The 22,230-nt window shown below is 70.6% G+C and carries 22 protein-coding genes; 8 read left to right on the top strand and 14 right to left on the bottom strand.

Features of this window, described 5'->3' with window-relative positions; all coding sequences use genetic code 11:
- Positions 1-4 precede the first annotated feature (4 nt).
- On the bottom strand, positions 5-1,093 hold the full coding sequence (locus tag EXE51_RS05480; RefSeq protein ID WP_094494430.1) for a molybdopterin-dependent oxidoreductase: 1,089 nt from the start codon (positions 1,091-1,093) through the stop codon (positions 5-7).
- A 61-nt stretch (positions 1,094-1,154) separates the two neighbouring features.
- Complete coding sequence (locus tag EXE51_RS05475) at positions 1,155-1,982, bottom strand: MBL fold metallo-hydrolase (protein ID WP_094582219.1); 828 nt, start codon at positions 1,980-1,982, stop codon at positions 1,155-1,157.
- A 108-nt stretch (positions 1,983-2,090) separates the two neighbouring features.
- Here EXE51_RS05475 and EXE51_RS05470 point away from each other — a divergent pair, with 108 nt between their 5' ends.
- Positions 2,091-3,152 carry a succinylglutamate desuccinylase/aspartoacylase family protein gene (locus EXE51_RS05470; protein ID WP_094582217.1) on the top strand — a complete coding sequence of 354 codons (1,062 nt, stop codon included), beginning with the start codon at positions 2,091-2,093 and terminating at the stop codon, positions 3,150-3,152.
- Between the two features lie 28 nt (positions 3,153-3,180).
- Here the strand turns inward: EXE51_RS05470 and EXE51_RS05465 are convergent, their stop codons facing one another.
- The 5 genes from EXE51_RS05465 to EXE51_RS05445 all read right to left on the bottom strand — a co-directional run bounded on the left by EXE51_RS05465 (position 3,181) and on the right by EXE51_RS05445 (position 10,796).
- Positions 3,181-3,666, bottom strand: a complete 486-nt coding sequence (locus tag EXE51_RS05465) for a Tfx family DNA-binding protein (protein ID WP_089308436.1) — start codon at positions 3,664-3,666, stop codon at positions 3,181-3,183.
- 137 nt (positions 3,667-3,803) lie between these two features.
- The gene (locus EXE51_RS05460; protein ID WP_049932679.1) at positions 3,804-4,283 is read right to left on the bottom strand and encodes a TRAM domain-containing protein; all 480 of its coding nucleotides are present in this window, start codon (positions 4,281-4,283) and stop codon (positions 3,804-3,806) included.
- Between the two features lie 163 nt (positions 4,284-4,446).
- Positions 4,447-4,794: a hypothetical protein gene (locus EXE51_RS05455; RefSeq protein WP_049932681.1), complete on the bottom strand. Its 348-nt coding sequence runs from the start codon at positions 4,792-4,794 to the stop codon at positions 4,447-4,449.
- A gap of 91 nt (positions 4,795-4,885) precedes the next feature.
- On the bottom strand, positions 4,886-8,791 hold the full coding sequence (locus EXE51_RS05450; RefSeq protein ID WP_137692166.1) for a PAS domain-containing protein: 3,906 nt from the start codon (positions 8,789-8,791) through the stop codon (positions 4,886-4,888).
- Between the two features lie 136 nt (positions 8,792-8,927).
- Complete coding sequence (locus tag EXE51_RS05445; protein WP_049932684.1) at positions 8,928-10,796, bottom strand: biotin carboxylase N-terminal domain-containing protein; 1,869 nt, start codon at positions 10,794-10,796, stop codon at positions 8,928-8,930.
- Between the two features lie 86 nt (positions 10,797-10,882).
- On the opposite strand from EXE51_RS05445, the gene EXE51_RS05440 reads away from it, so the two are divergent.
- A complete protein-coding gene (locus EXE51_RS05440; RefSeq protein WP_049932686.1) occupies positions 10,883-11,095 on the top strand; it encodes a hypothetical protein in 213 nt (70 codons plus the stop codon).
- Between the two features lie 271 nt (positions 11,096-11,366).
- Here the strand turns inward: EXE51_RS05440 and EXE51_RS05435 are convergent, their stop codons facing one another.
- Together EXE51_RS05435 and EXE51_RS05430 are read right to left on the bottom strand one after the other, a co-directional pair.
- A complete protein-coding gene (locus EXE51_RS05435; protein ID WP_094593201.1) occupies positions 11,367-11,705 on the bottom strand; it encodes a hypothetical protein in 339 nt (112 codons plus the stop codon).
- Positions 11,705-13,249 carry an acyl-CoA carboxylase subunit beta gene (locus EXE51_RS05430; protein WP_094582213.1) on the bottom strand — a complete coding sequence of 515 codons (1,545 nt, stop codon included), beginning with the start codon at positions 13,247-13,249 and terminating at the stop codon, positions 11,705-11,707. Before EXE51_RS05430 ends, EXE51_RS05435 begins: the two co-directional genes overlap by 1 nt.
- Before the next feature lie 283 nt (positions 13,250-13,532).
- On the opposite strand from EXE51_RS05430, the gene EXE51_RS05425 reads away from it, so the two are divergent.
- From EXE51_RS05425 to EXE51_RS05405, 5 genes are all read left to right on the top strand, one after another.
- Complete coding sequence (locus EXE51_RS05425) at positions 13,533-14,171, top strand: 50S ribosomal protein L1 (protein ID WP_049932691.1); 639 nt, start codon at positions 13,533-13,535, stop codon at positions 14,169-14,171.
- A complete protein-coding gene (locus EXE51_RS05420) occupies positions 14,168-15,214 on the top strand; it encodes a 50S ribosomal protein L10 (RefSeq protein WP_137692165.1) in 1,047 nt (348 codons plus the stop codon). The genes EXE51_RS05425 and EXE51_RS05420 overlap by 4 nt, the downstream gene beginning before the upstream one ends.
- 16 nt (positions 15,215-15,230) lie before the next feature.
- Positions 15,231-15,575 carry a 50S ribosomal protein P1 gene (gene rpl12p / locus EXE51_RS05415; protein WP_049932695.1) on the top strand — a complete coding sequence of 115 codons (345 nt, stop codon included), beginning with the start codon at positions 15,231-15,233 and terminating at the stop codon, positions 15,573-15,575.
- A gap of 124 nt (positions 15,576-15,699) precedes the next feature.
- Positions 15,700-15,891, top strand: a complete 192-nt coding sequence (locus EXE51_RS05410) for a hypothetical protein (RefSeq protein WP_094494425.1) — start codon at positions 15,700-15,702, stop codon at positions 15,889-15,891.
- A 58-nt stretch (positions 15,892-15,949) separates the two neighbouring features.
- Entirely contained in the window at positions 15,950-16,165 is a 216-nt protein-coding gene (locus EXE51_RS05405; RefSeq protein ID WP_094494424.1) for a hypothetical protein, read from the top strand.
- 46 nt (positions 16,166-16,211) lie between these two features.
- On the opposite strand, the gene EXE51_RS05400 is transcribed toward EXE51_RS05405, so the two are convergent.
- From EXE51_RS05400 to EXE51_RS05380, 5 genes are all read right to left on the bottom strand, one after another.
- Positions 16,212-17,387: a DNA primase gene (locus tag EXE51_RS05400; RefSeq protein WP_137692164.1), complete on the bottom strand. Its 1,176-nt coding sequence runs from the start codon at positions 17,385-17,387 to the stop codon at positions 16,212-16,214.
- Positions 17,388-17,490: 103 nt separating this feature from the next.
- A complete protein-coding gene (locus EXE51_RS05395) occupies positions 17,491-18,159 on the bottom strand; it encodes an HVO_2922 family protein (protein WP_137692163.1) in 669 nt (222 codons plus the stop codon).
- 148 nt (positions 18,160-18,307) lie between these two features.
- A complete protein-coding gene (locus EXE51_RS05390) occupies positions 18,308-18,949 on the bottom strand; it encodes a protein sorting system archaetidylserine decarboxylase (RefSeq protein ID WP_137692162.1) in 642 nt (213 codons plus the stop codon).
- On the bottom strand, positions 18,946-19,995 hold the full coding sequence (locus tag EXE51_RS05385) for an AAA family ATPase (protein WP_094495657.1): 1,050 nt from the start codon (positions 19,993-19,995) through the stop codon (positions 18,946-18,948). The genes EXE51_RS05390 and EXE51_RS05385 overlap by 4 nt, the downstream gene beginning before the upstream one ends.
- 84 nt (positions 19,996-20,079) lie before the next feature.
- Positions 20,080-20,736, bottom strand: coding sequence for a DUF4013 domain-containing protein (locus EXE51_RS05380; RefSeq protein ID WP_049932702.1), 657 nt, complete (start codon positions 20,734-20,736; stop codon positions 20,080-20,082).
- A 147-nt stretch (positions 20,737-20,883) separates the two neighbouring features.
- On the opposite strand from EXE51_RS05380, the gene EXE51_RS05375 reads away from it, so the two are divergent.
- A complete protein-coding gene (locus tag EXE51_RS05375) occupies positions 20,884-22,212 on the top strand; it encodes an ABC transporter substrate-binding protein (RefSeq protein ID WP_094552267.1) in 1,329 nt (442 codons plus the stop codon).
- The last annotated feature ends 18 nt before the right edge of the window (positions 22,213-22,230 follow it).

The following is a 22,230-nucleotide window of genomic DNA, read 5'->3' as shown; positions in this document are numbered from 1 at the left end:
GGAGTTAGTCGAACCCGCTCACCAGCGTCACCACCCACTGCCCGAGGTCGTACTCCGACCGGACCTCCACGCGCGTCACCCATTTCACCCACTGGAAACCCCGGCGGTCGGGCGCGACCAGTCGGGCGGGCGCGCCGTGCCCGTGGCTCAGCCGCTCTCCGCCCACGTGCGTCGCGAGCAGCGCGTCCTCGGCCTCGTCGAGGGGGAGACTCCAGCGGTAGCCGGTGACGGACGTGAACCGGACGTAGGCCGCGTCGTCGTCGATATCTCCGGCCGCGTCGAGCAGGTCGCCGACGCGGATCCCGCCCCACTCCTGGACCGTGTACCAGCCGCTCGTACAGTCGAGCAGCGCCTCCGTCTCGTGACCCGCCGCCAGCTCGTCGGCGGTCAGTTCGACGGCGTCGCTCACGAGGCCGTCGACCGCCAGCCGGTACGCGTCGCGGTCGATCGGGTCGGGGTCGTCGGCGACCCACGAGGTGATCGGGAAGGCGCCGTTTCCGTCGCCCTCGCGGGGCTGCGAGCCGGTGAACCGCCGGTCTGCCCCGGCCGTGTCGAGCGCGTCGTTGATCCCCTGCTGGAGGCGGTAGGTCGTGCCGCCGGCCGCGAGCAGCGCGAAGTAGGTGACTGCGGTCCGACGGCGCTCGAAGTCGACGCGCCGAGGCGGGCGGAACCGGGTGGCGGCGTGCGCGGCCACGAGCGGGACGAGCGCGAGCCCGAACCCGACGTGAACGGAGAGGAGCGTCCAGTAGGAGAGCCGCACGTCAAGGCCGAACACCCACGTGGTGCCGGTCGCGAGTGCGCCGACCGCGGCGACGAGCGTCAGGACGGAGAGCGCGGTCGACCGCCGCCACAGGTTCGGGTCGGTGAGCCGACGCCGGACGCGGGCGAGCTTCCACCCGAGCAGCGCGACGATGCCGACGCCGAGCGCGCGGTGGAGCCAGAACAGCGGCCACCCTTCCGGGACGCCGACGGTGAAGGAGACCAGCCCGGTGGCCGCCTCGGCGACGACGAACGCGAACAGCGACCAGTCGACCGCGCGCGGCGGCGGCTCCAAGCGGTCGAGCGCGGTTCGGAGTCGGTCCGTCGCGGCCATCTACGCGTGCTACGTGCTAGCGAGACAAAAGGATACAGCCCGCGGAGAATCGCCGTGCTCGCTACAGCTCGTACACCTCGCCGTCGACCGCGAGCGGCTCCTCGAACGCCTCGTCGGCGGGGTAGTAGTGGGCGAGGTGGACGAGCCGCGTCCGGTCGGGGTCGAGCTCGTCCGCGAGCGCGAGCGCCCCCTCCCGGGTCATGTGCTTCGTGCCGAACGTGCGGGCGACGCCGTCCGGCCCCTCGTGTCGGCCGCCGATCGGGTGGTGTTCACAGAGCGAGGCGGGGACGATGGCGTCGGCGAGGAGGAGGTCCGCGCCGGCGAGCGCCTCGCGGGAGCGTTCGGGAACGTCGTAGCTGGTGTCGCCCGTGAGCGAGAGTTTCGCGCCGGTCACCGGATCTCGGACGACGACCCCGTAACAGACGAGCGGCGGGTGGTCGACCGGGACGAACCGCACCTCGAAGCCGCAGGTCTCGAAGGGCTCGAAGGGGTCGCGGGCGTGGACGCCGATCCGGTCTTCGAGGTAGTCGTACTTGTCTCGGATCGTCTCCGCGACGCTCTCGTCGGTCGCTGGGTCGGTCTCCGCTGGCGCGTGGACCGGCAGCCCGTCGACGAGCCGGTAGACGTTCCCCAGCCCGTCGAGGTGGTCGAAGTGGATGTGCGTCACGAGGCCGGCGTCCGGCAGCGGGACGTCGGCCGCGAGGAACTGCTGTCTGAAGTCGGGGCTGAAGTCGACGAGCAGCGACTCGCCGGTCCGCTCGTTGGCGACGTGGACGGAGAAGCGCGACCGCGACACCCCGCGCTCGCGAGCCGTCTCGCAGGTGTCGCAGTCGCAGCCGACCGTCGGCGTCCCCGTCGTGTCGCCCGTCCCGAGCAGGGTGACGCGCATGGAACGTGGTGTGCGGGCCACGGCCTTAGCGTCCGCGGTCGGACGGGGGTCCGTAGGGGTCAGAGTCACACCCGGACGTATAACTCCGAGCCGGCCCGAGCCGCTCGCATGCACACAAGTCGCAGCCTCACCCTCGCGCGGCTCCCGTCGGGCGTGCCGATCCGGACGACCGTCCACGCCTACGGCGAGGGGGAGATCGTCCACGGAGACGGCGGGCCAGAGCTCGACGCGCCCGGAGACGCGCCCGTGGTGTACGCGCAGGCGGCTCAGCACGGTCGGGAGGTGAACGGGACCGCGGTGCTCCGGCGGCTCCACGACCGGCTCGTCGGCGACGGCGCCGAGGGCGCGTCCGGAGCCGAAACCGGGGACGGAGCCGAGCCCACGGCCGCCGGTCTCACCGGCACGCTCGTGACGGTCCCCGTCGCCGACCCGCTCACCTTCGACCGGGTCTCGTACACGACGCCGGAGTCGCTCGACTCGCGCCAGCCGAACATGAACCGATGCTGGCCCGGCGACCCGGAGGGGTCGCTCCACGACCGGATGGCCGCCCGGCTCTGGGCGTTCGCGGGCGAGGCGGACGCGATCGTCGACCTCCACACCGGGTCGCCGTCGATGGCGACCCACGCGGTGTACATGCGCGGTGACGACGCCTGCCGCGGGCTCGCGGAGGCGTTCGGCACCGACCTGCTGCTCGCGGAGGCGGCCGGAGACGACGCGGACACGGAGTGGGACGAGCGCGGGTTCGCCGGGAAGCTCCGGGTCGCGGCCACCCGCGAGGGGATCCCGACGATCACGCCCGAGCTCGCCCACAGCCGGGAGGTCGTCCCGGCGGCGGTCGAGACCGGCGTGGCCGGGATGATCGGCGCGCTGCGACACGAGGGGCTGCTCGACGGCGAGCCCGAGCCGTGGGACGGCGTCGTCGCGCGCAACCACCTCGGGCGGGTGACCGCCGGCGACTCCGGGCTGTTCGTCCCCGAGCCAGACCTCGCCGTCGGGGACCGGGTGACCGAGGGCGACCGCGTCGGCGAGGTGTTCGACCCGACGACGTTCGAGACGCATCAGGTCGCGCGCGCCGACCGCGGCGGGATCGCGTACTCGGTCGCCCGCGAGGCAACGGTCACCGCGGGCGCGACGCTCGTCGGCGTCGCGGAGCGGATCGACGTGGAGTGAGAGAGCGGAAACCGACTGCGGCGCGAGGCTACGGCCGCCGGACGCGGATCTGCCCGTCGGCGGCGACCGTGACGAACAGCCGGTTGCGGACCTCGCGGCCGTGGACCGCGTCGCCCGCGCGGTCGCCGATCGCCTTCATCAGCTCCGGGGCGGTCTGGTTCACCTTGACGCCCGCCTCGTCGCAGGCGTCGTACACCCGCTTCGGCGCGTCGTAGAGGTCGGTTCCCGCCTCGATCTCGACGCGGACCGGCGAGGACAGCGCCTCCGCGAACGCGACCGTCTCGCGGGCGCGCTCGACGTTGTCGCGGGCGCTCGCCTCGACGCTGGAGACGTTCGCGCGCGAGGTGCCGAGTCGGTCGGCGATGTCCGACTGTCGGAGCCCGCGCTCGCGGAGCGCTAACACCTCCGCCTGCCGGCGCGTGAGCACGCTCTCGTCGGCGTCGAACCCGGCCCCCTCCAGGATCGAGTCGGCGTCGACGTCGGCCGGCTCCGGCTGCTCGTCGTCTGCCACCATGTGGTCATCGACGGGCCGGTCGGTCAAAAAACGGCGGTTTCAGGCGACGGGCGTCGCGGGAGTCGGGCGGCGGAGAATCGCGCGACGGATCGACGGCGTCCGGACTGTCCGTGGGGCGGGGCTCCCCCGAGACGCCGTCACTTGCCCCAGAAGTTCTCGCGGCTGCCGAGCCGTTCGCGGTCCGGGCGGTCGCGGCGACTGCGACCCTCGTCGTCCTCGCTCTCCTCTTCGTCGTTCCCCTCGGCGTCCGCGTCGTCGTCGGACTCCTCGGCGTCCGGGTCGTCGGGGAGGCGCTCGACGACTTCCTGCGCCGTCGCGTGGCTGGACTTCACGCGGTGGATCTTGACCTCGGCGCGCGCCGGGGGGAGGAGCCCGTCGACGAGGACGATGAACCCGTCGTCGGTGCGGCCGACGCCAGCACCGCTCTCGTGGATGTCGTCGACCTCGACGACGACCGCCTCGCCGGGCTGGACCGGCTGCTGTTTCAGCTCGTAGATCGGCATGTCGTAGTGGTTACACCACTCCGCGCCGCCTTTGTTGCCGTAGTGTTGACACCCCATCCCCTGGATCCGTTCGTCGAAGCTGGGGCAGTCGTCGGCGAGTGGACAGTCCGCCATACCGTAGGGGAGACCGGCCGCTGTTGTAAACGTTTTCGACTCTCAGACCGAAGTTCGCGAAAAACGTCGCCTCACGCGGGCGAGCGGCGGCTGTTTCGGTGGGGTCCGACGACGCAGAGCGGCGGCAGAGAAGCTTCGACGCTCGGCGGCGCGGGCGGCGGCCTCAGAGGAACTCGCGGACCTCGGAGTACCACATGTCGTGGTGGTCGACGGCGTCGAGCGCGTCCGCGACGTCGACCGCGATGGCGTGCCAGCAGCGCTCGTCGGGGTCGTCGGCGTCGAGGTTGTACGTCGCGTCCGCGCAGGTACACTCCCCGTCTTCGACCACGTACTCGTCCTCGTGGCCGACGACGACGGTGAAATCGCGGTACCGCTTCACGCGCCCCTCGCCGACGGCCTCGATCGCGCGCTGGCCGCGGTCGCCGTGGGCCTCGACGAGGGCCGCGGCGATCGGGCCGGTCAGCTCGCCGGCCTCGGCGATCGCCGACCGCCAGTCGTCGACCGGTTCCATACCCCCTCGTTCTCGGGCGTTCGGTTAAACAGCGTCGGTCAGATCGGCCCGACCGACGTCGCGGTCCCCCCGCTCCGACTCGGGTGCGGCCCTACGCGGCCGCGTCGAACTCGAACCGCGCGCCGCCGTCGCTCCCCTCCGTCACGGCGACCGTCCAGCCGTGCGCCTCCGCGATGTCGGCCACGATCGAGAGCCCGAAGCCGGTCCCTCCGTCGCTGGACGTGACGCCGTGACGGAGCACCTCGTCGCGTCGATCCGGCGGGATCCCGCTCCCGTCGTCCTCCACGTAGAAGCCCCCGTCACCGTCCAGCCGCCCGACGGTCACCGAGACGGTCGACCCGCCGTGTTCGACCGCGTTCCGGAAGAGGTTCTCGAAGAGCTGCGTCAGGCGCCCCGGATCGCCGGTGACCGTCGGGACGGCGTCCGCGACCGCGAGCGCCGCCTCGTCCGTGTCGACGTACCCCCACGCCTCCGTCGTCACGGTCCCGAGGTCCACGGTCTCGGCGTCCTCGACCGCGGTCTCGCCGCGAGCCAGCGCGAGCAGGTCGTCGATGAGCCGCTCGGTCCGGTCGTGCGCCGACTGTACCCGGTCGAAGTGGTCCGGGTCGCCCGTCTCCGCCGCGATTTCGAGGAATCCCTGCGCGACGGTGATCGGGTTCCTGAGGTCGTGGGCGACGACGCTCGCGAACTCGTCGAGCCGCTCGTTCTGTCGCTGGAGCTCCGCCTCACGGCTCGCCCGCGCGAAGGCCGCCTCGACGGTCGCGCCGAGGATCCGGAACAGGTCGACGTCGGTCTCGGAGAACTCGCGGGGCGACGTCGACCCGGTGATCATGACGCCGTACTCGCCCAGCGGGACGATGACCACGCTCTGGATCGCCGTGTCGGGGTCGTATCGGCGGTCCGCGTCGTCGAGGTCGTCGTACACCCGCGTCTCCCCCGACTCGAACGCGTCCCACGCGAGCCCCTCGCCGCGGTCTAACCGAGGCGCCGCTCCGAACAGGTCCGTCGTCGCCGGCGTTTCGCTGATCGGGACGAGCGCGTCCGCCCGCTCGTCGTGCTCCCACGCCGCGGTGACGTCGAGGCCGAGCACGTCGGCCGCGGCGTCGACGGCGACGGAGCCGATCGCCCCGGCGGACTCGGCGCTGCTGAGCCGCTGAGCGGTCTCCTGGAGCGCCCGGAGCCGGCCCTCCAGCTGCTTCTGGTTGGAGATGTCCTCGACGACGGCGAGCGTGCCCGTGACCTCGGCGTCGGGATCCGTTATCGGGGCGATAGACAGGAGGAGATCCAGCTCCGCCCCGGCCCTCGTCTCCAGCCGTACCTCCTCGGCGCGGACCCGCTCGCCGCGGAGCGCCCGCCGCCGGTGCGCGGCGAACTCGTCCCACCGCTCCGCCGAGACGAGCGGGTTCTCCTCGCCGCGCACCTCCTCGTGGGACCAGCCGAACATGGTCTCGGCCTCCTCGTTCCAGCGGACGACGCTCCCGTCGGCGTCGACTTCCATGACGGTGAGCGGGGTCGCCTCGATGAGCGACTCCAGTCGCTGGTTCGTCGCCTCGAGCTCCCGCTCCCGTTCGACCCGCTCGGTCACGTTCCGGGCGATACCCACGAGCCGGACCGTCTCGCCGTCGACGATCACCGGTGCGAGGCTGGTCTCCCAGAAGCGGCCGTCGGCGACGGTCTCGAGCTCCTCGCTGTACGATATCGGCTCGCCTTCCGCGACGCAGCGGGCGTAGTTGGCCGCGAGTTCGGCCCCCTGCTCCTCCCCGAACACCGCCCGCGGCGTCTCGCCCCGGACGTCCGCGGTCGTGAGCCCGGTCTGCGACTCGTAGCCGGGGCTGAGTCGGGCGAACTCGAACGACGGCTCGTCGCCGGCGGCGTCGACGTCGAGCAGGAATATCGCGTCGCCGGACGTCTCCAGCAGCGCCGCGTACTCCTCCGCGAGCGCCTGGTGTTCGCGCCGCTTCGCCTCCCGCTCCGTCACGTCTTGGAACACGCCGCGAAGCGCCGCGTCGCCCCGCCGCGCGTCCTCGACGTACTCCCCCCACGCTCGGACGTCGCGCACCTCGCCGTCCGTCCGCTCGATCCGGAGGTCGAGGTCGTACCGCTCCCCGTCCTCGACCGCGGCCTCGACCGCGTCGGTGATCGTCGCGCGGTCGTCCGGATGGTAGAACTCGACCGCGTTGTCGATCGACGGCTCGTACCCCGCGTCGACGCCGTGGATCCGGCGCGTCCCGTCCGACCACGTGAGCTCCTCTCGCGACGGGAAGTACTCCCAGACGCCGATGTCCGCGATGTCCTGGACGCGGTCGAAGAGGAACTCCTGTCGCTCCAGTTCGGCGCGGTCTCGCGCCCGGGAGAGCTCGGCGCTCACGAGCTCGGCCAACAGCTCGACGAACGTCCGTTCGAGCGCCCCGAACGGGGCAACCCGCGTCGTCGGGCTCGAGAAGTTGACCGTCCCGTAGCGGGCGTCGTCGACGACGAGCGGCACGCCGATGTACGACTCGAGTTCGAGGTCGCGGTACGCGGGATGCGTCTCCTTCCCGTCGCTGACCGCGTCGGCGAACGAGCAGACGGAGTCGGTCTCGACGACTTCCGCGCAGTACGTCGTTTCGAGGTCGAACCGATCGCCGGCCTCGAGGTCGGCGTCCGGCGCGTGAACCGCTTCGACCGTGTAGTCGTCGTCGCGGATCCGCGAGACGATGCCGATCTCGAGCCCGAGCGTCCGGCAGCCGACACGGAGGAGGTCCCGGAGGCGAGCCGTGGCCGAGATGTCGTTTTTCCCCATGACGGTCTGGAGCTCTCGGAGCGCGTCTCGCTCCCGTTCCAGCTGGCGTTTCGCCCCGCTCTGTTCGGTCAAGTCGCGGGCGACGACGAGCACCTGGTTGGTCGATCGGCGCTGGAACGGCGTCAGCCGAATGTCGAACGTCCGCTGGCCGCCTCCGACGGCGACGTCCATCTGGAGGTCTGCGTCGTAGAACCCTGAGGTCCCGCCGTCGCTCTCCATCTCGTCGAGCGTCAGGTCGACGGTCTCGGAGAACGCGCGAGCGTCCGACTCGCCGACGCGGTCGCCGACGAGGTCGGAGAGCCGCTCCCCCGTGAGGTCCGCCGACCGATCGTCCGACAGCAGTCGGCCCGCGGCCGCGTTCGCGAAGACGACGGACCGGTCCTCGTCGACGACCGTCACCGCGTCGTGGACGTTCTCCAGTACCGCTTCGCTGCGCTCCAGCTCCAGTTCGCGTTCCCGGTCGTCAGTGATCTCCCGCGAGAAGACGGTGAGCCCGTCCTCGTCCGGGAACGCCCGCACCTCGACCCAGTAGTCGAACGGCTCGCCGAGCCGCTGCTCGAACGACGCCGGTTCCCCGGTGGCCATCGCCGTGCGATACCGCTCTTCGAGCTCCGTTCCCACTATCGACGGGAACGCCTCCCAGATCGTGTTCCCGACGATACGCTCCGGGTCGCGGTCGACCCGCTCGGCCATCGTGTCGTTCATGTACTCCACCCGCCAGTCGTCGTCGACCGCGTAGATCGCGTCGGTGGCGCGTTCGAGCGTCCGCTGGAAGCGGTCCGACAACAGCTCGGCGGCCGCCTGCTTGCGCGCCGCGTCGACGAGCGTCCGGATCCGCCCGGCGAGCAGTTCGAAGCTGTCCTGGGTCCCGTGGATCGGGATGTAGTCCGACACGCCGGCCTGAGTCGCCTCGCTGGCGATCCGTTCGCTGCCCCTCCCGGTGAAGAGGACCGTCGGCAGGTCGGGGCGCTCGGTCTCGACTCGCGAGACGAGGTCGATCCCGGTCCCCTCCGGCAGCGAGTACGAGGTGACGAGGCAGTCGGCGGAGCCCTCGATCGCCCGATCGAGGGCGCCCCGCGCGTCGCCGACGGTCGTCACCGTGACTCGCGGGGCGATCCGTTCGAGTTTCGCCCGGGCGAGTTCGGCGAAGTCGGCGTCGCCGTTCACGTACAGCACGTGAATCCGCTCCGGGTGTTCGTCGCTCGGGTGTTCCATTACGGACTCTCGGCGACGCGGTCGTATCAATCATTCCCGCCGATTATTTCCAGTGATAGAGCCACCGAGAGTGCCGTGAGAGACGGGTTCGTCACCGAGGAAACGCGCGAAGCGACTCGCGGGGACGGGAGTCCGACTACTCCAACACGATCAGCACGTCGCCCATGTCGACGCTGTCGCCCTCCGCGACGTGGACCCCCGCGACGGTGCCGCCGCGCTCGGCGACCACGTCGTTCTCCATCTTCATCGCCTCGAGGACGCAGACCACGTCGCCGGCGGCGACCTCGTCGCCCTCCGCGACGTCGACCGAGAGGATCGTTCCCTGCATCTCCGCGTCGATCGCCTCGCCGCCCTCCGCGACGTCGACGTCGCCCTCGTCGCCGCCGTCGTCGGATTTCGCTTGCGGCGGGCGTTGCTGGCCGCTCCCACCGCCCTCCGGGACCGGGATCGCGGGCGCGCCGCGCTCCTCTAACTCGACGTCGAAGCGCTTGCCGTTCACCTCGACGGTGAATTCGCGTTCGGTCACCTCCTCGTCGTCGTCCGCGGCGCCGACCGTCTCGGAGCCCCAGCGCTCCTGCGCCTCGGCGACCAGCTCCCGGTCGAGCTCCTCGTCGAGGTACTTCGTCGTGTGCGTCCCGTCGACGAAGCGCTCGTCGTCGAGCATGAGCCGGTGGAACGGGACGATGGTGACGACGCCGTCGATGTCGTACTCCGCGAGCGCGCGCTTCGAGCGGGCAAGACAGGTCTCGCGGTCGCCGGCTCGTACGATCAGCTTCGCGATCATCGAGTCGTAGTCCGTGACAAGCTCGTCGCCCTGCCGGAGCGCGTCGTCGACGCGGACGCCGATCCCGCCCGGCGGGTCGTACGTGTCCAGCGACCCCTCGTTGGCGGGCTGGAAGTCGTCCGCGGCGTTCTCGGCGTTGATCCGGAACTCGATCGCGTGGCCCTCCAGCTCGACGTCGTCCTGCGAGACGGAGAGCCCCTCGCCGCTGGCGACCCGGAGCTGCTCTTTGACGATGTCGATCCCGGTCAGCTCCTCGGTGACGGTGTGTTCGACCTGAATCCGAGTGTTGACCTCGAGGAAGTAGAATGGGGTGTCGGGCCCGAGCGGCTCCGACGGGTCGCGGTCGGGGTCCTCCTCGACGAGGAACTCGACGGTGCCGGCGTTGGTGTAGTCGGCGGCGGCGACGCCCCGGCGGGCGGCCTCGCCGATCTTCTCGCGCAGCTCGTCGGAGAGCGCGGGGGAGGGCCCCTCCTCGATCACCTTCTGGTGGCGGCGCTGGAGCGAGCAGTCGCGCTCGCCGAGGTGGACCACGTCGGACGTGTCGGCGGGGCCCTCGCCGTCGTCGCCCTCGTCGGCGACGATCTGGACCTCGACGTGGCGGGGGGTCTGGAGGTAGCGTTCGAGGTACACCGAGTCGTTCGAGAAGTACGCCTCGCCCTCGCGTTTGGCGGATTCGAGCGCCTCCTCGGCCTCGTCGGCGCTCTCGACGACCTTCATCCCGCGGCCGCCGCCGCCGCCCTCCGCTTTGATCGCGACGGGGTAGCCGTACTCGTCGCCGAACGCCGTGACGGCCTCCACGTCGGTGACCGGCTCCGTCGTCCCGGGGACGATCGGCACGTCCGCGTCGTCCATCACGCGGCGCGCGTGCGTCTTCTCGCCGAGCCGCTCCATCGCGTCGCTCGCGGGACCGATCCACGTGATCCCGTCGGCGGCCTCGACGCGGGCGGCGAACTCGGCGTTCTCAGCGAGGAAGCCGTAGCCGGGGTGGATCGCGTCGGCGCCGGCGGACCGCGCCGCGTCGACGACCGCCTCGCCGTCGAGGTACGAGTCGGCTGCGCGGGCGGGCCCGACGTTGTACGCCTCGTCCGCGTACCGGACGTGGCCGCCGTGCTTGTCGGCGTCGCTGTAGACGGCGACGGTGTCGACGCCGAGCTCTTCACAGGCGCGCATCACGCGGACCGCGATCTCGCCGCGGTTCGCCACGAGAACCTTATCGAACATTCCTGTCGGTTCTTCCACGAACTGCTACCAAACTCTGTCGGTCCGTGCCGAGACGGTTAAGAGGGCGGCGGGCGCCACGGTGAGGTATGCTCGACGCCGGGAACCCGTACATGCTGCCGTCGGTCCTCGTCGGCGCCGCCGTCTACCTCGGACTCACGGTAGCGACCGACGCGTCGCTGTTGGTCCGAGTCGGCGCCCTCCTCGCCTTCGTGGTCGTCGTTCCGATGGTCCTCAACCGGCTGTTCGGCGACCGGGGTGGGCCGTCGACCTCCGGCGGCGACGAGCTCGGAGAGGAGTGACCGACCGCGAGAGAGACTACCACAGGTATATATGTCAGTGGACGGATCTACGAACGCGCCCTGAGTCAGGGCCGGGTCGACGGCGCGACGGGTCGACGGCGCGCCGTCGGGGGAATGTACGCGGCCGGACGCCACCGCGTCCGGCGACGCTATTCGACGTGTCGAGTGTCCGACCAGCGACGGCGCGAGCGACCGTCTGAACTCGACCGTCACAGAGCGAAGCGAAGTGGGTCTGGCGAGAAGTCGGGGTCGGTCGCCTCCGCCGAGAGGGTCAGAACCGGTCGCTCCGACCGGCCGCGGTCCACGGCTCCGTCGGCGCGTCGACGGGGACGCGCACCCGGCGGCGGTGGAGCCGGTCGATCCGGGCGGCGAAGCCCCAGCGGTCCTCGTCGCGGTCGTCGTCCGCGTCGCTCGCGGCGGCCGCCGCGGCGAGTTCGCCGTCCCGGAGGTGCGCGGCGACCGCGGCGGCGATCGCGGCCGCCTCGTCGTCGCGGGCGTCGTCGGGGATCGAGAGGCCGGCGAGCGCGGGCGCCGGATCTGTGGTCGGAGCCTCGTCGGCCGCACCCTCGCCCGCCGACCCCTCGCGGCCCGGTTCGTGGTCGGTCGCCATCAGATCGGGATGTTGCCGTGCTTCTTCGCGGGCTGGTCCGAGCGCTTCCCCTTCAGCATTTTCAGGTCCTCGATCAGGCGGGCGCGCGTCTCGGTCGGTTCGATCACGTCGTCGACGAAGCCGCGGTCGGCGGCGGTGTAGGGGTTCGCGAACTCCTCGCGGTACTCGTCGATGAGCTCCTGTCTGCGCGCGTCGGGGTCGTCCGCCTCGGCCAGCTCCTCGCGGTAGAGGACGTTGACCGCGCCTTTCGGTCCCATCACCGCGATCTCCGCGGTGGGCCACGCGTAGTTGACGTCCCCGCCGATGTGCTTCGACGACATCACGCAGTAGGCGCCGCCGTACGCCTTCCGGGTGATGACGGTGAGCAGCGGGACGGTCGCCTCGGAGAAGGCGTACAGCAGCTTCGCGCCGTGGCGGATGATCCCGTTGTGCTCCTGATCCGTGCCGGGCATGAACCCGGGCACGTCCTCGAAGGTGACGATGGGGATGTTGAACGCGTCGCAGAAGCGGACGAACCGCGCGCCCTTCTGGCTCGACTCGATGTCGAGGGTGCCGGCGTTCACGCGGGGGTTGTTCGCGACGACGCCGACGGAGTGGCCGTCGAGCCGGGCGAAGCCGACCACGATGTTCTTCGCGAAGTTCTCCTGAACCTCGAAGAAGGAGCCCTCGTCGGTGACGCTCTCGATCACGTCTTTCATGTCGTACGGCTTCCGGGGGGCGTCGGGGACGATCTCGGCGAGCGCGTCGTCCGCGCGCTCCGGGTCGTCCCACGGCTCGACGCGCGGCGGGTCCTCCACGTTGTTCGCCGGGAGGTACGACAGCAGCCGCGCGATGTTGTCCAGCGCCTCCTCCTCGCTCTCCTCGGCGAAGTGCGCCACGCCGGATGTCGACGAGTGGGTCACTGCGCCGCCCAGCTCCTCGAAGCTCACCTCCTCGCCGGTGACCGTCTCGATGACGTCCGGCCCGGTGATGAACATGTGCGACGTGTCTTTCACCATGAAGGTGAAGTCCGTGATCGCCGGGGAGTACACCGCGCCGCCGGCGCACGGCCCCATGATCGCCGATATCTGGGGGATCACGCCCGAGGCCTCCGTGTTGCGCCGGAAGATCTCGGCGAAGCCGCCGAGCGAGGCGACCCCCTCCTGAATGCGGGCGCCCGCGGAGTCGTTGAGGCCGACGACCGGCGCGCCCACGTCCATCGCCTTGTCCATCACCTTACACACCTTCTCGGCGAACACCTCGCCGAGGGACCCGCCGAAGACGGTGAAGTCGTGCGCGAAGACGAACGTCTTCCGGCCGTTCACCTCGCCGTAGCCGGTCACCACGCCGTCGCCCGGGATCTGCTTCTCCTCCATCCCGAAGGTGTGGTTGCGGTGGGTGCGGAACCGGTCGAACTCGTGGAACGTGCCGTCGTCGAGGAAGTAGTCGATCCGCTCGCGAGCGGTCATCTTCCCCTTGTCGTGTTGCGACTGGATCCGGTCTTCGCCGCCGCCCTTGGCCGCCCGCTCGCGGCGGTCCCGGAGGTCGTCGATGCGGTCGTCCATCGTCACGGCGGACCACCCTGCGTCATTACTTCGTGGGTCGAAGAGCGCCGTCAAAAGGGTTCCCCTATCCGACGTTTTGGCGTTCGACGCCCGTCGAATCCGAGTCCTGCGGCCCGGCGAAGCGGGCGCGACCGCGTGACCGCCGGCGAGCGGCCCTGCCTCCGGTTCACACGGCGACCGGCGGTTCGACGCTTTTAAACCTCCGATGAACCACTCTCCGATGAGACAGGCTTCGCCTGTTTCACTGACCCGTAGGAGCGACCTGCGTACTACGGAGGTGAAAATGGCAGACACAATACAAGAGGCCGTAACCCTCGCACTCGACGATGCGCCCGAGCGGAACTTCCGCGAGACCGTGGACATCGCGATCAACCTGCGAGACCTCGACCTCAACGATCCGTCGAACCGTATCGACGAGTCCGTCGTGCTGCCGGCTGGAACGGGGCAGGAGACACAGATCGTCGTCTTCGCGGAGGGCGAAACCGCCGTCCGCGCAGAGGAGGTCGCTGACGAAGTGCTGGACAGCGACGACCTCGAAGACTTAGGAGACGACGACGACCGCGCAAAGGACCTCGCCGGCGAGACCGACTTCTTCGTCGCGGAGGCCAACCTGATGCAGGACATCGGTCGGTACCTCGGTACCGTCCTCGGTCCGCGCGGGAAGATGCCTACCCCACTGCAGCCGGACGACGACGTCGTCGACACAGTCAACCGGATGAAGAACACGGTGCAGCTCCGGTCGCGCGACCGGCGCACGTTCCACACCCGCGTGGGCGCCGAGGACATGGGCGCCGACGCGATCTCGGACAACATCGACGTCATCATCCGGCGACTCGAAGCAGACCTCGAGAAGGGCCCGCTCAACATCGACGGGATCTACGTGAAGACCACGATGGGTCCCGCGAAGGAGGTGCCCGTATGAGCTCGGTCCGCAAGACCGAGACGATCCCCGAGTGGAAACGGGAGGAAGTCGACGAGCTCGTCGAGTTCATCGACTCCTACCAGTCCGTCGGGATCGTCGGCGTGGCCGGCATCCCGAGCCGGCAGCTCCAGGCCATGCGCCGGGAGCTCCACGGCTCGGCCGCCGTCCGCATGAGCCGCAACACGCTCACGACCCGAGCGCTCGAGGAGGTCGGCGACAGCGTCGAGGCGCTGACGGAGTACGTCAGCGGCCAGGTGGCGCTCGTCGGCACCAACGACAACCCGTTCGGCCTCTTCAAGCAGCTCGAAGCCTCGAAGACCCCCGCCCCGATCAACGCGGGCGAGGTGGCCCCCAACGACATCGTGATCCCCGAGGGCGACACCGGCGTCGACCCGGGACCGTTCGTCGGCGAGCTCCAGACGGTCGGCGCGTCCGCCCGCATCATGGACGGCTCGATCAAGGTGACCGAGGACTCGACCGTGCTGGAGGAGGGCGAGGTCGTCGACGACGACCTCGCGAACGTCCTCGTCGAGCTCGGCATCGAGCCCAAGGAGGTCGGTCTCGACCTGCGCGCCGTCTACTCCGAGGGCGTCCTGTTCGAGCCGGAAGAACTCGAACTCGACGTCGACGAGTACGAGGCGGACATCCGGTCCGCCGCGGCCGCCGCGCGAAACCTCTCGGTCAACGCCGCGTACCCGACGGCCGCCACCGCCGGCACCCTTCTCACGAAGGCGTCCGGCGAGGCGAAGTCCGTCGGGTTGTTCGCGGAGATCGAGAGCCCGGACGTCGTGCCCGACCTGATCGGGAAGGCCGACGCCCAGCTGCGCGCGCTCGCGGCGCAGATCGACGACGACGAGGCGCTCCCCGAGGAGCTCCAGGGCGTCGAGGCCGCGCCGGCGGCGGAGCCGGCGACGGACGACGCCGACGACGAGGAGGAACAGGCGGACGACAACACGGAAGACGCCGAGGAGGCCGACGCCGACGACGCCGACGAGGACGACGGCGACGACGGCGGCGACGGTCTCGGCGCGATGTTCGGATAACACGAGGTACACACCAATGGAATACGTTTACGCTGCGCTCATCCTGAACGAGACTGGCGAAGAGATCAACGAAGACAACGTCACCGGCGTGCTGGAAGCCGCCGGCGTCGACGTCGAGGAGTCCCGCGTCAAGGCGCTCGTCGCCGCGCTGGAGGACGTCGACATCGAGGAGGCCATCGAGACGGCCGCCGCGGCCCCGGCCGCCGGCGCGTCCGCCGGTGGCGCCGCCGACGCCGACGCCGCCGACGAGGCGGACGACGACGAGGAGGAAGAGGCCGACGAGGCCGAGGAGGCCGACGAGGCCGACGACGACGAAGAGGACGGCGACGGCGGCGAGGGCCTCGGCGAGCTCTTCGGCTAACGCCGGAGTCTACCGACCCCCGACCGCATCGACCGACGCTCGAACGCGATTTTTTCGACCGCCGATATCCGGAGTGATAACGCCGGCCGCGATTTTATGTACGGATCCCGGGTACCGAGAGGCGATGAAGATCGTCGACGGCGACAAGGCGGAGTGCGACCGGTGCGAGTCGGTGTTCCCGCTCGAAGACGTCTCCCTGTTGGAGAAGGAAACGAACCGCGACTACGAGCGGGTGCTGTGCGCCGACTGCCTGGAGGTCGTCGGCGTGCCGCGGGGGTACAGCCTGCGGCGGGACATCACCCATCTCGCGCGGTGAGCCGCCGGGCGGGACGCCCATCGAAGTCCTTTTTTAGCGGCGACGGGAAGCCGCAGCCATGGAAATCGACGCGGAACTCCGTCGGCAGATCACCGTCTCGCTGGCGGCGGCCGCGGTGTTCATCGTCGGGTTAGTCGGGATCGGGGTCACCTTCGGCGGGTCGACGGTCCTCCCCGAGGCAGGGGCGATCGCGCTCATCGCGCTGCTGGCCGGATTCGTCCTGCTGATGGCCGGCATCGGGACGTACCTGATGCGCGCGAAAGACGAGCCGTAGCCGGTCCGACCTCGCCGACTCTTTCTCCGCGTCCGGGGCGTCGCGTTCACGCCCCGGTCGTCTCGTCCGGGCGTCGCTCGGCCCGCCAGTCCGTCACCTCGTCGGCGGCCGCCACGCGCTTCTCGTAGTACGAGAGCGGGTCGACCGCGACCTGCATGTGGTCGTCCTCGTTGTGGCAGATCCCGTAGTTCGCGAGCGTCTCGCAGGTCGGCGGGGGGTACTGGGTGCCCCGGTCGTCGGTCAGGAACTCGGTCTGGTAGCGGATCCCCTCGGCGTCGAGGCTCGTGTCGGCACAGAAGGCGACGACCTCATCGGGCGTCATCCCGATGCCGACGAGGAACGCCATCAGCGCGAACGACTCGGCCGACGAGAGCGCGGCGTCGCGCTCGGCCTTCTCGACCAGGTTGGTCATACACGGCGGGAACAGCGGGGGGGCGACCACGTCCGGCGGTTCGGCGTACGTCCGCTCGGAGAGCAGGCGCCGGAGGTCGGCCACGCGGGACTCCAGCGCCTCGGCGAGCGATTCCCCGAGGTCCTCGAACGGGAGCCCCTCGGCGACGCGCTCCTCGACGGCGGCCTCCAGCGCCGCCAGTAGCTCGTCGCGCGTGACGCGCACCGCGCCGTCGGCGAGCGCGCGGTTGACGAGCCGCCACGAGTCCCCCCACTCGGGCGAGGTGAGCCGGAGGTAGGATCCGACGTCGATCCGGTAGTGGTCGGGGTCGCGGCCCGCGGCGTTCCCGGTCGGTCCCCCGGCCGCGCCGCCCCTCGAACCGCCGCTGACGCCGGCGGGGGCGCTACGGTCGGGGCGCACCGCGTCCGCGAGGTCGAACTCGGCGAGCAGGTCGTCGAGCGCAACCGTCGCGGTCGACACCGACCGCAACTCGTCGTCGGTCTCGAGGTCGCGACGAACCCGGTCCATGGCAGTCGCCGCCTCAGCGGCGGCGTACTTCTCGATGGCGGGGTCGGAGTCGAGCAGCGAGACGAGGATCCGGGCGATGGGGTACGAGAGGAGTTCGGCCTGTACGTCGTACGCCGACTCGCCGGGGAACGCGCCGCTCTCCGAGGCGACCGTTCCTTCGAGGAGCGCGCGCTCGACGCGCTCGCGGGCGCGCTCGACGGCCGGGGCGTCGGCCGCGACGAGGTCGGGCAGCGACACCCCGGCGGACGCGACCGCCTCGCGGGCGCTCGCGAAGAACGGGTACTTGGCGTCGAGCGCGTCCATGTCGGCCCGAGGTAGTGAGGGCCGGCGAATAAGCGGTGCGGTCCGCGGTCGGTCGAGCGGGATCGGACCGGGCGGGTCGAAGCCGCGGACCGGGCGGGCGGTGCTACTCCTCGGATCCCTCGGCGTCTCCGGGCTCCTCGACGGCCGCGCCCGGCGCGTTCGACTTGACGCTGCGCAGCCCCTGTTTCGCCTTCTGTTTGGAGGCGTACCCCTGTCCCCCGTCGGCGATGACGTTGCCGTTGTCGTGCCGGAGCCGCCAGCGGTACTTGTCCGCCTTGTCGCGGAACAGCTCGAAGACGGCGTCGCTGCCTCCCTCGTCTGGCGCCTCCTCGTCGCGCGAGACGTCGACGACGTGCGCGCCCGGGGCGTTCCGCTGGACGCTCTCGATCCCCGAGCGGGCGTCGCGCTTGTCGGCGTACCCCTCACCGCCGTCGGCGATGATGTTCCCGTTGTCGTGTCGGAGCCGCCAGCGGTACTGGTCGGCGCTGTCGGCGTACAGCTCGAACGTGGCCTTGCTCGCAGTCGCGTCGGCGTCGACCGCGGCCTCCTCGTCGGGCCACTCCATCTCGACCTCGAGGTGGACCGTCTCGTCGTCGCGTTCGAGTTCGACCTCGACATCGCCGGTGGCGGCCGCGTCGACGGTCACCGTGCCGGCCTCGTCGACCGGCACCGGCTCGCCGCGTCCCAGCGCCCGAGCGATCCGGCGGAGGTACGTGGCCAGCCCCTGTCGGGTCCGCGACCGCTTCGACTCGTGGATGGTATCGTCTGACATACGCGATAACGGTCACTGCCGCGAAACAAAAGCGTATGCCCGAACTCGGATGTCGGTCGTGCGGTCCGAGGCGACGCCCGACTCGACGCCGTGCGCGACAGCGCCGCGCGAGGGGTCCGGAGCCGTTCGACCGCGTCGCGCAAGGGAGCTAAGGATCGTCCGGCCGCTCCGCGATGATCGTCTCGCCCGCGCGCACGCCGTCGCCCTCCCTGACGAGGAGGTCGTCGCGCGTCACGTCCGCGGGCAACACGACGTCCGCGCGCGAGCCGAAGGAGACGTGTCCGACGCGGTCGCCGCGCTCGACCCGGTCGCCCGCCTCGACCGAGGGGTGGATCCGGCGGGCGAACCAGCCGGCGATGACGAGCAGTTCGTAGTCGCCGAAGTCGATCGCGACCTGCTCGTTGCGGTCCGACTCCTTGTCGAACGCGGGGCGGTTCGCGCCGGGGCGGTGGCGGACCTCCGTGACCTCGCCCGCGATCGGCGCGCGGTTGACGTGGACGTCGGTGACGTTCATGAACACGCCGACGCGGATCCGCGAGCCCTCCTCGCGCACGACGGAGACCGTGCCGTCGGCGGGGGAGACGACCGCTTCCTCCGGGTCGGGCGGATCGCGTTCCGGGTCGCGGTGGAACCAGAGGATCCCGACCGCGAGCGCGACGAGCGCGACGCCGACCGGCGAGAGGACGGGCAGCGCGACGGCGCCCGCGAGCGCCGGGACGAGCGCCAGGTCCCACGCGGCGTCGACCACCGGGAACGGGAGGAGCCGCGAGAGCGGCGGCGCGCGGCTCACGGGGGCACCTCCGCGTCCCGCAGTCCGGGCGAGAGCTCGGTCCGTCCCGCGGCCCACGCCGCGAGCAGGTGGACGAGGTGCGTCGTGTCGTCGAGCCCGTCTGTCATGTCGAGGTCGGCCTCGCCGGCGAGCGCGTGGAGCCGCGCGAGGTCGTCGCCGCCGAACTCGGAGCCGGCGCGGGCGACGCGGAGCGTCTCGCGGAGCAGCTCCTGCCCGCTGTACCCCTCGTCGAGGAGGTCGTCGAGCGTCGAGCGCGCGCCCTTCAGGTCGCCGTCGCGGGCGGCGGCGAGCGCCTCGCGGAGCGCGTCGTCGTCGCCGACCTCGCCGAGCGTCTCGTAGGCGGTCGACATGGTGATCTCGTCGCCCTCCACGGCGGTCGCCTGCGCCGAGAGGATCGCCTCTCGGAGGTCGCCGCCGGCCGCGCTGGCGACGAACTCCAGCCCGTCGCCGTCGTAGTCGACGCCCTCGCGGTCGCAGATCGTTTCGAGGACGTCGATTGTCTCGTCGGTCGTCGGGGAACGCACGCGGACCGGGAAGCAGCGCGACCGGATCGGGGCGATGAGCTTCGAGGGCTGGCGGGTCGCGATCACGAACTGCGTGGTCCGATGGTGCTTCTCCATCACGCGGCGCAGCGCCTGCTGGAAGTCCTCGCGGATCGCCTCCGCGTTGTCCAACAGGACCGTCTTGTACTCGCCGGACATCGGCGCGTACGACGCGGACTCCTTCAGGACGCGGTTTATCATGTCGCGTTTCGCCATGCCGCTCCGCCCCGCGAGGAAGCCCTCGAACCGCGGGTCGGTGCGGATCTCTTTTTTCGTCCGGCCGAAGAAGTCGGCGACGTTGATCTCGATCAGGTCGGCGTCCGGGTCGGCGTGCGACGCGTCGGCGAGCGCGCGCGCGGCCGCCGTCTTCCCGACCCCCGGCGGCCCCTGAACGACGAGGTTCATCGGCTCGTCGACGGCCCGGCGCAGGCGGTCGCGGGCCTCGTCTTGCCGGATCTCGTCGAGATCTGGCGCGTGCGTGTCTATCCACAGCGGTCCCTGCATTACCGTCACCTCCGGGCCGCCCGGTCAAGAATCGGTCGGTCGCGGCGCCCCCGGGGCGTGCGTTCGGCGGCCGACGGGCGCGGCCTACCGTCGCCTCGCGCGCTCGACGGCGCGACCCAGGAGGTACGCGGCCACGAGAAGGCCGTACGCGAGGACGAGGGTCCCGGCGAGGGGGCCGAGACGCGACAGGGTGAACAGCGCGCCGCCGACCCCGACGGTGACCACGAGCGCGGTGAAGCCGAGCGTCCAGCCGAAGAAATACGCCGCGTGTCCGGCGACCGGGCGGACGGCGTCCGGGGAGAACGCTCCGCGGAGCGACCCCTCGCGCCCGTACACGGTCAACGCGATCGGCGCGAGATACGTGCCGAGGATGCCGAGGAAGAGGACGGCCGTCGAGCCGGCGAGGATCCGACCGACAGGCGCGTTCGCGCCGGGTTCCAGCGAGACGACCCCGTAGAGCGTCACGAGGAGGGCGGCGAGCGGAACGCCGAGGTACGCCAGACAGACGACCGCTCCCCCGATCGACCGACGAACGAGCGTCCGCGGCTCGGAGAGGAACGGCGGGATCGACTCGCCGCGCTCGCTGGCGGCCAACACGCGGACGAGGTAGCCGACGACCGGCACCGCCGGGAGCACGGGGACGACGACCGACAGCGCGAACAGCAGCCAGACGGCAAGCAGCGGTCGCTCGGCGGCGTCGCCGGCGATCGGGTACGTGACGGCGGCGATCGAGGGGCGCATGAGTACGCTCATCGCCCGAACCGTGGTATGCCCGTCGGTCCCGGGTCGCTCGGGACAGAAACCGTCCGTAAAGAAATCCGTCAGAAATAGTTCTAAAAAAATGAGTAAGTATATATGCCAAAGATCCATTGTACATCGTGAAGTACCATGACAGATCAAGACAAGCGGTTGTCGCGGCGACACTTCGTCGGAGCGACGGGGGCAGCGACGCTCGCAGGCCTCGCTGGCTGTTCCGGCGGCAACGGCGGCGACGGTAGCGACGGCGGCGACGGCGACGGAAGTGACGGCGGCGACGGCGGGAGCGGTAACACGCTCGAAGTGCTCCACGCGTGGACCGGCGGCGACGGCGCCCGCGCGGCCGAAGCACTCGTCGCGGCCTTCGAGGAGGAGTATCCGGACGTCGACCACGAGTTCAACCCGATCGGCGGCGGCGGGAATCAGAACCTCGACGCGGTCGTCGCGAACCGGCTCCAGAACGGCGACCCGCCGAGTTCCTTCGCCAACTGGCCCGGCCCGAACCTCCAGCGGTACGAGGGCGTGCTGGGCGAGGTCGGCGGCGTCTGGGAGTCCGAAGGCTTCGAGGACGTGATGGTCGACGAGGCGGTCGACCTCCACCAGTACAACGGCGCGTACCGGGCCGTTCCGCTCGGTTCGCACCGGCTGAACTGCCTGTTCTACAACACGTCGGTCGTCGAGGAGGCGGGCGTCGACCCCGACTCGCTGACGAGCGTCTCGGCGCTGATCGACGCGCTGGAGACGGTCCAGAGCGAGACCGACGCGATTCCGATGACCCACGGCGCGAGCGGCACCTGGACGACGACCCAGCTGTTCGCCTCGACGATGCTCGGACAGGAGGGGTACGACGCGTACATGAGCTTCCTCGACGGGAGCCCGGACGAGGCCGCCGTCCGCGCGACCTTCGAGTCGCTCGCGGAGATCCTCGGGAACTACATCAACGATGACGCCTCCTCGATCGGACTCACCGAGTCCAACCAGAACATCATCGAGGGGAACGCGGCGTTCATCCACCAGGGGAACTGGGCGGCCGGCGCCTACCGGAACGCCGAGGACTTCAATTACGACGAGGACTGGGGCTTCAAGACGTACCCCGGCTCGGAGGGCATGTACATGCTCCACTTCGACTCGTTCCTCTACCCCTCGGACAACCCGAGTCCGGAGGCCACGGAGCAGTTCATGGCCTTCGTCGGGAGCGAGGCGGCACAGGTCGCGTTCAACCAGTATAAGGGCTCGATCCCCACGCGCACCGACGTGGACATGAGCCAGTTCGGCCCGTACCTCCAGGAGACGCAGGAGGACTTCGCCAGCGCGGACCAGCGACCGCCGAACCTCCAGCACGGTCTCGGCGTCCCCTCGGAGACCATGACGTCGCTGAACGACGTGATCTCCAGCGAATTCTCCGGACCGTACGACGTCGACGCCGCCACGCAAGGATTCGTCGACGCGGTCTCTAACTGACTCCGGTCCACGATGCGA

Source organism: Halorubrum sp. CGM5_25_10-8B, assembly GCF_005435095.1.
Classification (GTDB): Archaea; Halobacteriota; Halobacteria; order Halobacteriales; family Haloferacaceae; genus Halorubrum; species Halorubrum ezzemoulense.
This window is presented reverse-complemented; position numbering and strand designations above follow the sequence as displayed.